Source organism: Leptospira hartskeerlii, assembly GCF_002811475.1.
GTDB lineage: Bacteria > Spirochaetota > Leptospiria > Leptospirales > Leptospiraceae > Leptospira_B > Leptospira_B hartskeerlii.
In genome coordinates, this window is record NZ_NPDL01000001.1 from 50,361 (window position 1) to 64,588 (window position 14,228).

15 protein-coding genes are annotated in these 14,228 nt (G+C 39.6%); 8 read left to right on the top strand and 7 right to left on the bottom strand.

Features of this window, described 5'->3' with window-relative positions; translation table 11 throughout:
- Positions 1–1,800, top strand: a complete 1,800-nt coding sequence (locus tag CH352_RS00265; RefSeq protein ID WP_100708038.1) for a hypothetical protein — start codon at positions 1–3, stop codon at positions 1,798–1,800.
- Here the strand turns inward: CH352_RS00265 and CH352_RS00270 are convergent.
- From CH352_RS00270 to murA, 4 genes are read right to left on the bottom strand one after another with little or no spacing between them, the layout of a single operon-like run.
- Positions 1,797–2,516, bottom strand: a complete 720-nt coding sequence (locus CH352_RS00270) for a hypothetical protein (protein ID WP_100708039.1) — start codon at positions 2,514–2,516, stop codon at positions 1,797–1,799. The genes CH352_RS00265 and CH352_RS00270 overlap by 4 nt on opposite strands.
- A complete protein-coding gene (locus tag CH352_RS00275; protein ID WP_100708040.1) occupies positions 2,513–3,694 on the bottom strand; it encodes a SpoIID/LytB domain-containing protein in 1,182 nt (393 codons plus the stop codon). Before CH352_RS00275 ends, CH352_RS00270 begins: the two co-directional genes overlap by 4 nt.
- Complete coding sequence (locus CH352_RS00280) at positions 3,691–4,344, bottom strand: 4Fe-4S dicluster domain-containing protein (RefSeq protein ID WP_100708041.1); 654 nt, start codon at positions 4,342–4,344, stop codon at positions 3,691–3,693. The genes CH352_RS00275 and CH352_RS00280 overlap by 4 nt, the downstream gene beginning before the upstream one ends.
- A complete protein-coding gene (gene murA / locus CH352_RS00285) occupies positions 4,341–5,639 on the bottom strand; it encodes a UDP-N-acetylglucosamine 1-carboxyvinyltransferase (protein WP_100708042.1) in 1,299 nt (432 codons plus the stop codon). Before murA ends, CH352_RS00280 begins: the two co-directional genes overlap by 4 nt.
- A gap of 113 nt (positions 5,640–5,752) precedes the next feature.
- Between murA and CH352_RS00290 the strand changes: the two genes are divergently transcribed.
- Complete coding sequence (locus CH352_RS00290; RefSeq protein ID WP_100708043.1) at positions 5,753–7,534, top strand: apolipoprotein N-acyltransferase; 1,782 nt, start codon at positions 5,753–5,755, stop codon at positions 7,532–7,534.
- On the opposite strand, the gene CH352_RS00295 is transcribed toward CH352_RS00290, so the two are convergent.
- Together CH352_RS00295 and CH352_RS00300 are read right to left on the bottom strand one after the other, a co-directional pair.
- Positions 7,531–8,682, bottom strand: a complete 1,152-nt coding sequence (locus tag CH352_RS00295) for a hypothetical protein (protein ID WP_100708044.1) — start codon at positions 8,680–8,682, stop codon at positions 7,531–7,533. The two genes, CH352_RS00290 and CH352_RS00295, sit on opposite strands and share 4 nt — an antisense overlap.
- 51 nt (positions 8,683–8,733) lie before the next feature.
- On the bottom strand, positions 8,734–9,168 hold the full coding sequence (locus tag CH352_RS00300) for an LIC_13246 family protein (RefSeq protein WP_100708045.1): 435 nt from the start codon (positions 9,166–9,168) through the stop codon (positions 8,734–8,736).
- A 283-nt stretch (positions 9,169–9,451) separates the two neighbouring features.
- Here CH352_RS00300 and CH352_RS00305 point away from each other — a divergent pair, with 283 nt between their 5' ends.
- The 6 genes from CH352_RS00305 (at position 9,452) to CH352_RS00330 (ending at position 13,327) form a co-directional block, all read left to right on the top strand.
- Positions 9,452–9,985: an RNA polymerase sigma factor gene (locus CH352_RS00305; protein WP_100708046.1), complete on the top strand. Its 534-nt coding sequence runs from the start codon at positions 9,452–9,454 to the stop codon at positions 9,983–9,985.
- Positions 9,986–10,001: 16 nt separating this feature from the next.
- The gene (locus CH352_RS00310) at positions 10,002–10,334 is read left to right on the top strand and encodes a hypothetical protein (protein WP_100708047.1); all 333 of its coding nucleotides are present in this window, start codon (positions 10,002–10,004) and stop codon (positions 10,332–10,334) included.
- Positions 10,335–10,344: 10 nt separating this feature from the next.
- Positions 10,345–10,698, top strand: a complete 354-nt coding sequence (locus tag CH352_RS00315; RefSeq protein WP_243396447.1) for a VOC family protein — start codon at positions 10,345–10,347, stop codon at positions 10,696–10,698.
- A gap of 134 nt (positions 10,699–10,832) precedes the next feature.
- A complete protein-coding gene (locus tag CH352_RS00320; RefSeq protein ID WP_100708129.1) occupies positions 10,833–11,408 on the top strand; it encodes a hypothetical protein in 576 nt (191 codons plus the stop codon).
- Between the two features lie 68 nt (positions 11,409–11,476).
- Positions 11,477–12,673: an NADP-dependent isocitrate dehydrogenase gene (locus CH352_RS00325; protein ID WP_100708049.1), complete on the top strand. Its 1,197-nt coding sequence runs from the start codon at positions 11,477–11,479 to the stop codon at positions 12,671–12,673.
- 21 nt (positions 12,674–12,694) lie between these two features.
- A complete protein-coding gene (locus tag CH352_RS00330) occupies positions 12,695–13,327 on the top strand; it encodes a hypothetical protein (protein WP_100708130.1) in 633 nt (210 codons plus the stop codon).
- Between the two features lie 4 nt (positions 13,328–13,331).
- On the opposite strand, the gene CH352_RS00335 is transcribed toward CH352_RS00330, so the two are convergent.
- Positions 13,332–14,123, bottom strand: coding sequence for a response regulator (locus CH352_RS00335; protein WP_100708131.1), 792 nt, complete (start codon positions 14,121–14,123; stop codon positions 13,332–13,334).
- Positions 14,124–14,228: the final 105 nt, after the last annotated feature.

A 14,228-nucleotide genomic window follows, 5' to 3' on the forward strand; every position in this document is an offset into this window, starting at 1 on the left:
ATGAGAACTTGCATCCAAATTTTCAAAACAAAAATACTTCCTAAGATTAAATCTTCTTTCTCAAAAGAATCTTTGGAAAATTTAAAGACCGGATTTAAGGAAAACATATTAAAAGATCCTAAAGTTGGAGTTCCGACCGGCGCAGGAATCGTTTTCCTCGCGATTGGATTTTATCTTTCTTTTAAAGGATATTCCATAGATTCGTCCATAAAAGATCCTGCTCTTCTAATTCCTAAAAAAGCAAGCGTACTTGTAGAAGTATATCGTCCTGAAGAGTTTGTAGAAGATCTTGAAAAAACGAATTTAGGAAGAGAACTTTCCGAAGATGGCACTTTCCAAAAAATCCTAACCTTACCTGAACTCAGAAAGATCAGCTCCGTTCTTTATTTATTAGAAGCAAAAGCAGGAGTCATGACCAAACCATCCAGGCTCGCAGCTTTATTCGATGGACCAGTTGCCGCCGCCACCTTTCCTAAATCTAATTTTTTACTTGTAGGAAAGGCGAGTGCAAGCTCCAAGTTGGGAGTGAGTTTGATCACCGCATTCAAGGGAGAAAAGATAGTAATTAAAGAAACTCCTAAAGAAGAAAAGCCCCAAACACCTCCACAAACAGAAGAAGGATATGATACTCCTACGGGCTCACAGACCACACATTCTGCGGATGATTTTGCAGATCAATTTGCAGCGGGCTCTGAAAAATTCGGAAACTTGGAGGCGTTTAAATACGAATTCGGTTCCGGAAAAATTTTAGCGATCGTATTAGGAGATTTTATTATTCTCACTGATTCAGAAGATCTATTAGAAAAATCTTTAGATCTGGCTTCTTCCGCTAATAATGATTCTTTAGGTAACCAAAGTGGTTTTGATATTCTAAGAAAAGAAGCTTCTAAAAAAGAAAATAAGGTCCTGTTCTATGCTGGAACCGATTCTTTGATCGCACCATTTCTTAAACCTTCATTCGGGAATTCGGGAGCTGCTTTACTTTTAGGTTGGGAAACTGCAAAAAATCTGGAAGGAAAAGTTTATAAGATTGGCGGAGATAAAAACCAAGTAGTTAGTTCCGGTCCTGTTCTTTCGAAGGTCATACCTCGAGAAACGAATTTAGTATTTTATTCGGAAGAATTAAAACCATCCGAAGTTTGGAAATCTTTAGAATCAATAAGCGGAGAATGGGAGGAGTTCGGAGAGGGTTTAAATGCATTCGGCAAAAATGCAGGGATCCATGAACAATACTTCGGTTCTGAAAAAGGGATCGCTCTAAGCTTTAACGGATTAGAATATAAATCCGGAATGGTCTATCCAAGATTTGGGATCTCTTTGCCGGCTTCCGTTCCAGATGATAAACTTTTAAAAGCAATTTTCAAAGTTGGAAATCCTATCAAAGTTTCTTATCAAAATACGAACTTAGAATCTTATCCTCTGAGGAAAGGCGGCTTCTATACTCCTGCTTCTTTGAAAGTGGGAAATTGGAAATACTTAGCCTCCGATAGAAAAAGTGCAGAAGAAACAGTTTCTTCAGGAAATGGAAATCGACCGAACCAAGCGGATCTATTCTCTTCCGGTCCTGCAAAAGAATTAGCGTATTACCCTCATCATTTAGTGGTTCGTGTTCCAGGAATTCTGGAAGATCTCAAAAGTTTCTATTTATACGGAGCGGAAGGTTCTCCCGAATATACCTCCAAAACAATCGATCGAGATGTGCAACCAATCCTGGATAAACTCAAAGTTTTTGAAAGATTAGTGATCTCTTTTGGTTCTGGAAAAGAAGGAGAAGATTGGGGTAAACTAAAGGTTTTTTAATATCTCGACTTTACAAATTGTGAATATATATTTTGGATTTCAGGATTTGGAATTTCTAGGAAGGCTCTAAATCTTGCTTCTCCTTTTGTTTTTAAAAGCCAAGAGCCCCATAGAAAAAGTCTTTGGTATAAGATCTTTTTTTTAGATCCACTTTTTGTGTGGATCTCCTTTATACATTCGTCATCAAATTTTTCCCAACTCCAAGGAAATTTCAAATCTGAAGATATAGGCTTTGGATTTGTAGGATACAAGGACTCACAATAGGATTCCTGCATCCAAAAAGAAGTTTCTGATTTGGATTCCGGTGCTAAAAAATGACAGATCTCATGTTTGATCACTGTATCTAAAATTCCTCTTTTAGCTAGGCTTTCCGGATTCTGAAAAAAGAATTTATTACTTACTGGAGAATAAAATGCGGCTGTGGTTCCTGATTGGCCCGAGTATTTTCTGAATGCTTCTGAGTTTTCTGATACAAAAATTTGGGCGTCCCAGGGAATTCTTCTTTCTAATCTTTCCGATTCGGATCGGGTCTCTGTTAAGAATTTTTCTGCAAAAGTTTCGAGTAACTTTTCAGGATTTTTCTGTTTGTTCCAATCATCTAAAAAGTAAAATTCGAATCCTTCTACTTTTCTTTTTGCTGTTTGGGCATTCGGAGTTTCAAAGAATAATATTATAAAAAGTAAATATATTGCAGATAGGGTAAAAATAGATCTCAAGGGACTTGCCTCAGTTCCGCACCTGGAAAGTAAAATTGAAGTATCTCTTCCGATTTTGCCCCTCTAAATGCCATTTCTCTCGCTCCGTATTGGCAAAGACCGATCCCATGTCCGAATCCTTTTCCTTTAAAATAAAATCCTCGAGCACTTGTTTCTATCTTAAAATCGTTACTCTTGGTTTTATTCCAGCCTAACTTTTTACCGATTTTAGATAAGAATTCGGAGGCTTGGATATTTTTTTTTCCGGAATAATCTTTATATTCTAAAGAAGTGATTCTGGATTCCGAATACTTAGCTTCTAATTCGGTTATCTGCTTTGCTTCCAAACTAGATTCCAATTCTTCTCTCGAAATAAAAGTTTCCCAAGAGATATAGGGGGAATTTTTGCATTGAACTTCTCCTCCGTATGTATCGGGGCCGGATCTATAGTATTGCGGATTTTTAAAATTTTTCCAAAGAACGGAAGGAGAAGATAAATTTCCTCCACAGGTAGAATGAAAGAATGTCTCTAAAATTTTTCCATTTCTGTCTTGTAGAAGTATTTTCTTAGAAGGGGAGAGGAGTATGTTCTCCTTTTTTAATTTTCCTGAAAATTGGAGGCAGTGAGTTAGATCGCAAAGATCGTGTCCTTCTTTAGAATGTCTTCCTATATTTGCAAGTGCATAAGAACGGATCATTGAAGATGCAACGATCAAATATTCCTTCTTCCAGTTTGGATTTGTTTTTTTTTCTTCCTTAGGATAAAATAGATCCCCGAATTCCGAGGTCATTCCAATCAGCACATATTCTTCTAATGGAATAGTAAGTATGAATTTTAGTTTTCCTTTGGAAGAGGTTATTTCCAGATCTCCGGAATATCTTTTAGAGCTGTGATCTTTTGGAACTTCGAGTTCGTATTCTCCTCCTGAAAATAGAATATGTTCAGATTTTGAATTTTTAGCTCCGTCTATAATTCTGATTTTGTCTTCTTCAGCTCGGACCAAAATCGTTTTATCTTTTTCTAAACTATTTTTACCTGAATATTGTATTCTAAAGCCTTTTGCAATGATTCTGACTGTATCCGGGGAATATTTAGACAAAATTCCGATCTTGATCTTATTTGGAATTGGATCCGCAATTAATGAATTAGAGAATAAAAATAGAAAAACCAAACCTGATAGTTTGGAAAGATTACTCATTGTACTTGGATTGCCTTAGGAAATGTAGGACAAGAAGAAACGCATAAACCACAGCCTACACAATCATTCGAAAAACTTGGTTTATTTCCTTTGAATTTGACTACATTAGGAATTGGGCAAGTGATTGCACAAGTCTCGCAAGTTTTCTCTCCAGTTCTTGAATTGATACAATGTTGGAAGAAACCTTTTGCCTTTCCGAATTTTGGAGATTCATTTTTTTTATACGGTAAAAGTGCGCCAGTCTCGCAAGCGGAAATACATGGATAATCTTTGCATAACATGCACGCGTTCAGATTCACATCCATATGAGGAAAATGTTTGCCAGTCTTATCGTCAGGAACTGGAAATAGAACCGAATAGGGGCAAGCGTAGATACAATCACTACAAGCAGTACATTTAGAGAAGAATCGTTTTCCTTTTGTGTCAGCTCCGGGAGGAAATTGTAAATTTCTAAAACCTTTAAATTTACTTTTTACAGTTTTAGGTTTTGGGACCTTGATTTGATTTTTTTTAGGCGAGGACTTTTCCGGTTCTGCTTTTTTTTCTTCCTCTACAGCAGTTTTCCAGGTTTCCGAAATTTCATTAACGCCTTCTTCCATTACGGAAAAAGCTTTTGCTAAGCCTTTCCGGAAGAAGTCTTTTCGGTTCATTCTTCACCTATCCTCTCAATATGAGCACCGAGAGATCTAAGTCGAGTATCTATGTCTTGGAATCCTCTATCTATTTGACCGATATTATGGATATAACTTGTACCTTCTGCACAAAGTGCCGCTATGATCATTGCCATTCCAGCTCTGATATCAGGGCTTGCTACTTTTTGTCCATAAAGACGATTTGGTCCGATCACGATTGCTCTATGCGGATCACAAAGAATAATTTGAGCACCCATCGAGATTATATTATCTACGAAAAATAATCTGGACTCGAACATTTTTTCGTGAATAAGAACAGTCCCTTTACATTGTGTAGCAGTGACTAACGCAACAGAAGTCATATCCGCAGGAAAGCCAGGCCATGGAGAATCATCTATTTTAGGAGTGGCTCCATGATAATCAGGAATGATTTCCATTTTCTGGTCAGAAGGAACTAAGATCCCTCCGTCTTGAGGACGAACTTCTATCCCCAAACGAGAATATACCATGCGGATCATCCGGATATCTTCCAGGTCCACATCTCCGATAAAAATTTCTCCACCGGTTACGGCAGCTAAACTGATAAAACTTCCGATCTCTAAATAGTCGGATCCGATCCTATGAGGTTTGTCCGGAGTTTTTAAGGAGCTTACACCTTCGATCGTGAGAATATTAGAACCAATCCCTGAAATTTTTGCTCCGGCAGAAACTAAAAATTTACAAAGCCTTTGCACATGTGGTTCGCTCGCTGCATGACGCAAAATAGTAATGCCTTCAGAAAGAACCGCTGCCATGACTGCGTTTTCAGTTGCAGTAACGGAAGCCTCGTCCATGAGAAGGTCCGTGCCTCTGAGTCTATCTCCCTTGATTTCGTAACCGTCCGGAAATACTTCGATTTGAGCGCCAAGTGCTTGGAGTGCGAGAAGATGAGTGTCCATTCTTCTTCGCCCAATCTTGTCTCCACCTGGTCTTGGTAAAAACACTCGTCCGGTTTTGGCAAGAATTGGACCAGCGAGTGTAACTGCACCTCTGATCTTGGAACATAGTTCTGCAGGAAGATCCGACTTTAGATCTCCATTATTACGAAATAAAAACGTACCTTCTCCCTTATCTTCTACTTCCATTCCTAAATGGCGTAAGACATCCATGAGCATGAGTACATCTGAGATCTGGGGAATATTTTCGATAATCACTTCGCCAGGAACTAAACAGACAGCGCCTAAAATAGGTAAGGCCTCGTTTTTATTACCTTGGGGCATTACAGTTCCGTGAAGAGGATTTTTACCGATAATTTTGAAGTATGGAGAGCTCATGATTCGACCAGTGTTATTGGTATACTCATGCCTCCTTCTCCTACGGCAAGCACTTCACTGAGACCTAAATAGATTGACTCAAAAGGTTTTTTTTCCGATCAACGTTGGTATCCATGGATTCTTTTTTACATCGTTTTAGAGAGTTTCAAAAAACACTGTTTTTTGACTTCTTCTGTTTTCTCTGGACGGGGGCATTTGCATTCTTAGCCTTCGCTCCTTTTTATCTCAGCCATTTAGTTTGGATCGCACCCTTCGGTCTGTTCTGGATCACTCATAAATATTCCGGAAGATACTGGAGATTAGTAGGTTATGGTTTCCTATTTGGGGTATTCTTCTATGCGATTGCATTCCATTGGATCCATCATATGGCGATGGTCTTTGGGAATTTCCCTTGGGCTGTTGCGTTTATTATTCTTCTCTTAGCGGGAGTTTTATTCGGAGCTAAGTTTCCAATCTTCTTAGTTTCTTATTCTTTTCTTTCAAGAAGAGCCGGTAAACACAGCGTTTGGGTAGCCGGGGTCTGCGGAATGGCAGCGGATATGATCGGTTATCAATTGTTTCCTTGGTACTGGGGAAATCTCGCAGCAGGAAATATCATACTCGCCCAAACTGTGGAGATTACAGGAGTTTACGGACTTTCATTTTTAGTATTCGTAATCTCTTATACACTTTTTGAAACGAATCCATTACATCTTCTTGAGATATTAAAATCCAAAGATAAAAGATCCCATTTTATAAAATTCTGGACCTTACCATTTGCGTTACTTCTTCTTTTTGTGGTCGTTGGTTCCACATTGTATTTGAAATGGAAGAATGTGACTCCAACCAAAACATTAGAAGTCCTCGTGGTCCAGCCGGACGCTCCGATGAGTATTCGTGACGAGAGGGGAAGATCTCCTAGAGAAGTAATCGAAGACCTAATGGATAGAATGGACAAGATGGTGGAGAATGCCGTCCAAAAAGCCGGCAAAAACCCGGACTTGATCGTTCTACCTGAAGCAGGAATTCCTTATTTTTCTGCGAACAGAGAATTGCTAAAGATCAGAATGGGAGATCGTATCTATTGGCCTAGGTTCGATTCCTTAATGGTTTCCTTTGCAAATAGATACAAGGCGACTGTATTTTTTAATGAAATAGATGCAGCTTATAAGATCAAAAGTTCAGGAAGAGAATATCTCCGGTACTTTAATAATAACGTTGTATACGATCCGAATGGTGTTAGAAGGCAAGCTTACCAAAAACAATATTTGGTAATGTTCGGAGAGACAATGCCTTTCGAGTTCATGTATGATCTGAGCCCTCAGACCGGGAGGTTCGATCCGGGAGAATCTTTCGATCTTCTGCATTATTATTCCGATATCCCTAAAGAAAATCCTCAGACTGTTTTGCCGGTTACTTGGGAAAAAACGGAAGGGTTGGATGCCGAATTTGTAAGAAATTATTATTCTCCGACTCATACCGAATTGAAGGACGAGGGTTCGTTTCTTCCTTTGATCTGTTATGAAGTGATCGTTCCGGAATTCGTAAGAAAGTTTAAGGACTCAGGAAATCCTCAGTTCATCGCAAATCTTACCAATGACAAATGGTATGGAACCACTACAGAAAGTGACCAGCATTTCGAGTTAGGAAGATTGAGAGCGATAGAATGGAGAAGATGGCTAGTCCGTTCTACCAACTCAGGGATTTCCGGTTATGTAGACCATCTGGGAAATTTTATAGAAGGTAAATCCACTTCTCTTATGAAAGCGGAAACCAGTTGGCAACAGATCCAAGTGATCGATTCTCCTCCCGGATTTTATATTCTCTATGGAAACCTGATACCTTGGATCATGATCATTCTGACCGCAATATATTACGGAAATCTACTACTCCGTAATAAGAAATCTGAAGCCTAAGGATTGATCAAATAATAGGAAAAAATCCCCCGGAAGTTTTTATCTTTCGGGAGATTTCCTTCCGGTAATTGGGCGCAATCTAATTTGGAATCGGTGATATAATAAAGCTGGTACGGTTTCGTAAAAAACAAACGAACAAAGAATCGAAGTACCGCGGATATATTGGAAAGAACATAAATCTGCCCGACAGTATGCTTTCGAGAGACAGTTAAACTGCAAGAACCGCTCTCATCTAAATAAAACTTCTCTTTGATAGGCAAATGATATCCCGAAAAAGGTTCTGTCTCAGATTCTAAAACTTCAGACTTCAAAACTTTCGCGGAGAATAACATTTTTCCGGAAGGATCTAATGCACTTACAGTTCTGACCTCTTCTCCCGGAAAGTTTTCGTTCCCGATAAAACCGCCTGCGAATAATCTTTCTCCGGCGCCATTGATGGACCGGTATAATTCCCAGCGTCTGCTGTATTTGTACACTTCGTAGTTGGTAAGAAGATGTTCCATTCCACCTCTACCATTTAGCTCCATTCTATTTCCGTTTAATATCAGATATCCTTTTGCAGGAGCGGAAGAGAATGCCATGTCTGCTTGTACGAAACTGTCTTTCTCAGGTAGATGTATTTTTCCTCCGGAAAGGGAAACCGCTTTGGACCAGCCGGTTTTATAGCTAATAACAAGTTCAGCTGAGTCGGTAATCATCTTGATCTCCGGCCCGCCTTCTCCCTTATAAACGGAACTATCATAAATTTCTAATTCTAGATTTCCACTCTCTGCTTTGAGTTCGTCTTTGGAATATTCTCTGGTGGAAAATTGGGTCCCGTTTTGTTTGTCGTAAACTACAAGACTTACTCCGCAGTTTTTGGTTCCAGGGCCTAGGTTACTTACTATGAACGTGGCAAAGATCCAGGTCTGGTCATCCGTAAAGGAATAGTTCCAAGCTTGGAAATAACCTTCCTGAGTATAAGGGTGGAATCCCATTTCGTGTTTGCTAGTTTTTCTGGCCTGGATTTTTGTTTCGTCCGCGGAAAGTTTCCATTCTCCTAAAGCACAAAATAGGACTAAAAAGATCAAAATGGATTTGGAAAGAATGGTTTTAGATCGTTTAAAAGAACAATCGTTCGCCGAAGAATTTTCGGATGTCAAAAACATGGGGATCAATTCCTAACCCTGGTTTTATTCTCCGGCAAGCAATTTTTAAACTTAACTGCAATCCGAATCTATTTTGTCCTCTTCCGATCTGGATGCTGGAACACAGGAGGATTCGAAAATATCGCTAAGACATCTGATCTCATAAGACGGGTGATCCTTTACACCTTTTGCTTTCATTTCGTCCCTTTCCATTCTGATCCCATCTATATGTATCCAAGAATCAGATTCCGATTTTCCCTTAGTTTCGATGCGAGCATAGATCAGATATTCATAATCTCCGAACTTCTTCATAAAAATTTTAGAATATCTAAAATCTGTTCTTACCAATTTTCTTCGGAAGTAACGTAGTTCTTTGGACTGAGAACCTTGTAGAGAATCATAGAATCTATTAATGGAATGTATAATTCCTAAAAAGCCCAATTGATCCGTTTTCAATTTCATCCAACCGAAATGTTCCTCTACTTCTTTGTTTCTCCTAGCCTTCATAAAATCCTCCGGGGAAACGTGTTTTGGCCGAAGGAAATGGCAGAAAAAAATTTAGAATTTGGGAAAAAAATGGGACCTAAGGAATAAACTTACCTTTCTCACATGGGACCTTTGTATCGAACTTCAGGAGTTTTTATGCAGAGCATTTTAAATTCGAATGGGTTCTGGTCCGGAATTTTTCCTTTTTGGATCATTTTTTTTCCGTTTCAAACCAATTCTTATTAAAAAAAATCCAAGGAAAATCCCACTGCTACAACTACCTCTCTAAGGAAAGAGAAACACATTGGGATCCTTGGACACGATATACAGACGGGAAAGAGATAGAATTCTTGCATGGGTTCGTTCCAGGGTTACGGATCCTGAAGAAGCAGAAGATCTTCTTCAGGAATCTTTTTTAACCGCTGTAACTGAACTGGATTCCGCTGGGTCTATCGAATATCTTTTAGCTTATGTGTATGCGGTTCTTCGCAATAAAGTCGGGGACTGGTACAGATTTAAAAAAGCTGGGAAGTATTCTAACTCTCGTTTAGAGCAGGAGTTTTTCTTAGAGGATGCGTTACCGGATAAAGCAGCAGGACCTGAAAAGGAATTTTACAGAAGTCTTGTGCTCCAGGAATTAGCGATCGCTTTAGAAGAGCTACCTGAAGAACAAAAATCCGCGTTTGTGGAAAACGTGTTCGAAGGAAAATCCTTTAGAGAAATTTCGGAAGCCACCGGAATTCCGGAAGGAACTCTCTCAGCACGAAAATCTTACGCTAAGGATTTTTTAGCAAAACGTTTGAAGGACCTTAAGGTTTTCTTTCTGGAAGAGTTTTGAGTTTTGGAGGAAAACCATGCACGGTTCAGGCGAGTTTAGACATAGATTAGGGAAATTTTTTCTGATCATCTTCTTTATGCCGTTGTTCTTCTTCGGTTTGGCTTATGCGGTTTGGCAACTTTGGAACTGGTTGCTTCCTGATATTTTCGGGATTAAGCAGATCAGTTACTGGCAAGCTTTAGGTTTGTTCGTTCTTTCACATATATTGTTTAAAGGCGGACATTGGTTTGGCCCAGGCCACCATCATGGTCATAGAGAAAGAGCACACTGGAAACGTAGGATGAAAGAAAAGATGAGACACAAACTTCAACAGAAGTTAGATCAAATCGATCGCGAATTAAGGGAGTAAAATTATGTTTATGGAAGTAAATCATATCGGTATCACCTCCCGTGATCCGGAAGTAAGTGCGAATTTTTATCGTGAAATTTTCGGTCTCCCCCAAAAGGAGGAGACCGAAAAGGCTGCGAAAGTCCTTGGCATTGGAAAATCGAATATAGCGATCTACGGAGAGAAGGACGATCCTGCTTCTCCTGTATTCGGATCCGGATGTGATTTTGCTATTAGAGTAGATCCGAAAAGTTTCCGTGAGATTGAACAAAGATTATTCTCTCAAAGATTAGAATACGGTGTTCGTAAATCTTCTAAGACACTTTTTCTGAATTTTCACGATCCGGATGGATACTTGGTTGAACTAATGTGCGAAGAAGAATAGATCCAGCCTTCGTAGGACGGTCTTATTCCTTGGGTGCCAAACATTTCCCTATAAGCGGTATATAAGAACGGAATTTGAATCTCAAGATAGAGATTGCCAAAAAAGGCCGAGCAAAAAATGTACTCTTTACCCACATGGAAACGGAATTACTGGGCCTGTTCTGGACGGAAAAGATCAAGCTCAGCCAGTACACTATCCAAACCGTAAAGGATCTAAGCGATTCACAGCTGGATCATACCGACGCGTTGGGCGAAACAATTCGAAGATATTTGAATTCTATAGTCGCTTCCGACTTTTTGTTCCGTCTTTCACTTCCGGTTTCCTTAGGGATCAGTTCCATTCTTCCTATTCCGAGACAAACAGAGTCCGAAGTCGAAAAAGACTTGGTCAAAGTAAGAGATCTATTCGGTTCTCCGGCTCTTCCCAGTAATTTAAAAGATGTAATTGTTAGCTCCGCAGAAGGTCTGTATTTCGAAGGATGTAATCCTTCTCTTCTTCCCACCTTACAACGCTGGAAAAAGATACTTTTGCGTATAGAAAAGTCCATCGTGGGTCTTGATGGAAAAGATCCTTTAAAATATCGTTATTTTTCAGTACTTGGGATCGTTTCCCTTCCGGTCGCCATTAATTATTTCTCCACCCAAAACCTATACTACCTCCGAAGCGGAATCTTGAAAATAAAGGAGAATCCTTCTTTCCCGAAGTCCTGAGTCCTTAGAAGATGGAAAAACCTAAGGTTTAAACCTGCAATCCATCTGACATTCTAAGGAGAATTCCAATGGCTAAAATTAAGGTGAAAACTCCTCTCGTCGAACTCGACGGGGACGAGATGACACGTATAATTTGGAAAGAAATTAAGGATCGTTTCATTCATCCTTATCTTGATATAGAATTAGATTATTATGATCTAGGCGTAGAATACCGCGACAAAACCGACGACAAAGTCACAGTCGATTCTGCTAATGCTATTCTAAAATACGGTGTAGGAGTTAAATGTGCTACCATCACTCCAAACCAAGATCGAGTTGTAGAATACAAACTCAAAAAAGAATGGAAGTCTCCTAACGGGACCATTCGTTCCATTCTGGACGGAACCGTTTTCCGTAAACCGATCATCGTAAATAATATTCCTTCCGGAGTTAGATCCTGGCAAAAACCGATCGTTGTAGGTCGTCACGCATTCGGTGACCTTTACAAAGACACTGAACTTTATATTCCGGAAGCTGGAAAAGTTGAGATCGTTTTCACAACAAAAGACGGAAAAGAAAAAGAAAGAGTTACAATCAACGATTTCGACGGACCTGGTGTTGTTATGGGACAGTTCAACTTGGACAAGTCCATCTATAGCTTCGCAGAAGCTTGTTTCAACTATGCGATCTCCGAAAAGATCAATGTATGGTTTGCAACTAAAGATACCATCTCCAAAAAATACCATGCTCGTTTCCGTGCGATCTTCGAAGAAGTTTCCACTAAAAGAGCAGCAGAACTAAAAGCTGCAGGAATCGAATACTGGTACTATCTAATTGACGACGCGGTTGCTCAGATCGTTAAGAACCCAGGTGGAATGCTTTGGGCTCTAATGAACTATGATGGAGACGTGATGTCCGATATGGTTGCTTCTGGATTCGGATCATTAGGACTAATGACTTCTGTTCTTGTTTCTCCAGACGGAAAATTCGAATATGAAGCTGCTCACGGAACTGTGACTCGTCACTACCGTCAGTATCAAAAAGGAGAAACCACTTCTACCAACTCTGTAGCTTCTATCTTTGCATGGACCGGAGCTCTTGCTAAGAGGGGAGAATTGGATGGGACTCCTGATGTTGTTTCTTTCGCTCAAAAATTGGAGAAGGCGGTAATCGACACGATCCAAGCGGGAGAGATGACCAAGGATTTGGTCCTACTTACTACAACCAAAGGCCCGAAACAATTGGATACCTTCCAGTTTATGGAGGCGATCCAAAAACGCCTTTAGTGGACGATGGGAATCTCATCCTTGAAATCTAAAGACACAAACAGAAGAGGGAGCCATTTGCGGCTCCTTCTTTTTTTCTTCTTGGCCATACCTATTTTCGGCCAAAAACTTAGTCTACCTAAGGATCCAACTCTTCCGAATGAACCAAGTTTGGATGCAAGAGGGGACTCTACTAATTCTTCCAATTCTTCGAATAATCAAAACTCAGGACCAAATGTAAAAGCATTCTTTTGTGATGGCAGAACAATTACTGGAGCTTGGAAAGCTGCGCCTAAGGAATTTTCATTCAAACATACAAGAGAGAATGTACAATATTCAAAAACCTTAAAGTCTGAAGAAGTATCTAGGATTCTTCTTAAGGCCTGGAAGTTGGTCCCAGGTAAACCGAATTCTCAAGGAGTTCCTTATAAAGCGGAACCTTGGGAGATCCACTATAAAACTAAAAATGGAGAAACATTCGAAAGAATAGGAGAGATCAAAAAGGATTTCGGTGAACTCAAGATACAAAACGAATTGGGAGAAGCGAATTTATTTTTCTACTGGATCGATCTATTATTCGAAAACAAAACCTGGTTCTCTAAATTGCCTAAGATAGAAGGCGATATCAGAAGAGAATGTCATCCGGACGTGATCGTTGGGATTGAGTTTCTCTAGTTGTTTATTTCAAAAATTTGCAGATCTCTTGCATATCATATGGTTTAGAAAATAATTCCACACCACTTGGGATCTTGTCCCGAGTAAAAGAAGATTCCTCAGCGGCAGAAGTGATTCCCAATCGAATTTTGGAGAAGGCAGGATTCTTTTGAACGATGCTACAGAGTTCATTCCCGTTCATTCCAGGCATGTACATATCAGTAAAGATCGCCTCGAAATTCTTTGGATTTCCTTCCAAAATTTGGAGAGCATGTTTTCCGGAAATTGCGGTTTGCACTTCTGCGCCTTTCGATTCTAATAATCTTCTGAACAACACCAGGTTTAGTTCAGAATCATCTATGATGAGTACTTTCCTTTTTGCTAAACTAGGGTTTTTCTGAGAAGGCTCCTTTTTCTCTTCGATCAAATCCTTTATGATCTCATCTATCGTAGACTGAAATGAACTTAATTCTTGCGTTTTTTCAATAAAACCGTCTGCGCCTGCGTTATGAGCGATCATTCTATTTTCTTCCGTAAAATCAGAGGTTACGAATATGATCCTGGCTCCTGAAGAAGCGAATTTTTCTTTCTGACCTTTGCTTCTGATTTCTCTGCATAGATCGAATCCGGTTCCTCCTTCTAAATGGATCCCTAAAGTGATTAGATCGAATTTGTTCTCTCTCGAAAGTTGTATTGCTTCTTCCATATGAGATACTTTTTGGACTTCGAATAAGGATGAGGAGAACTCGGAGGAGATAATTTCAAGGATGACCTTGCTCGTATCTACAATTAGTATTTTAAGTTTTTCTGAAGGCAAACCGGCACCTTCCTTGAGGCCGTCTTTGTAGGGTATTTCCTTACTTGCATTCATGTTAATGGAGACGAATGGAACTTTCGATCTAGATTGGAAAAATCGTGTCTT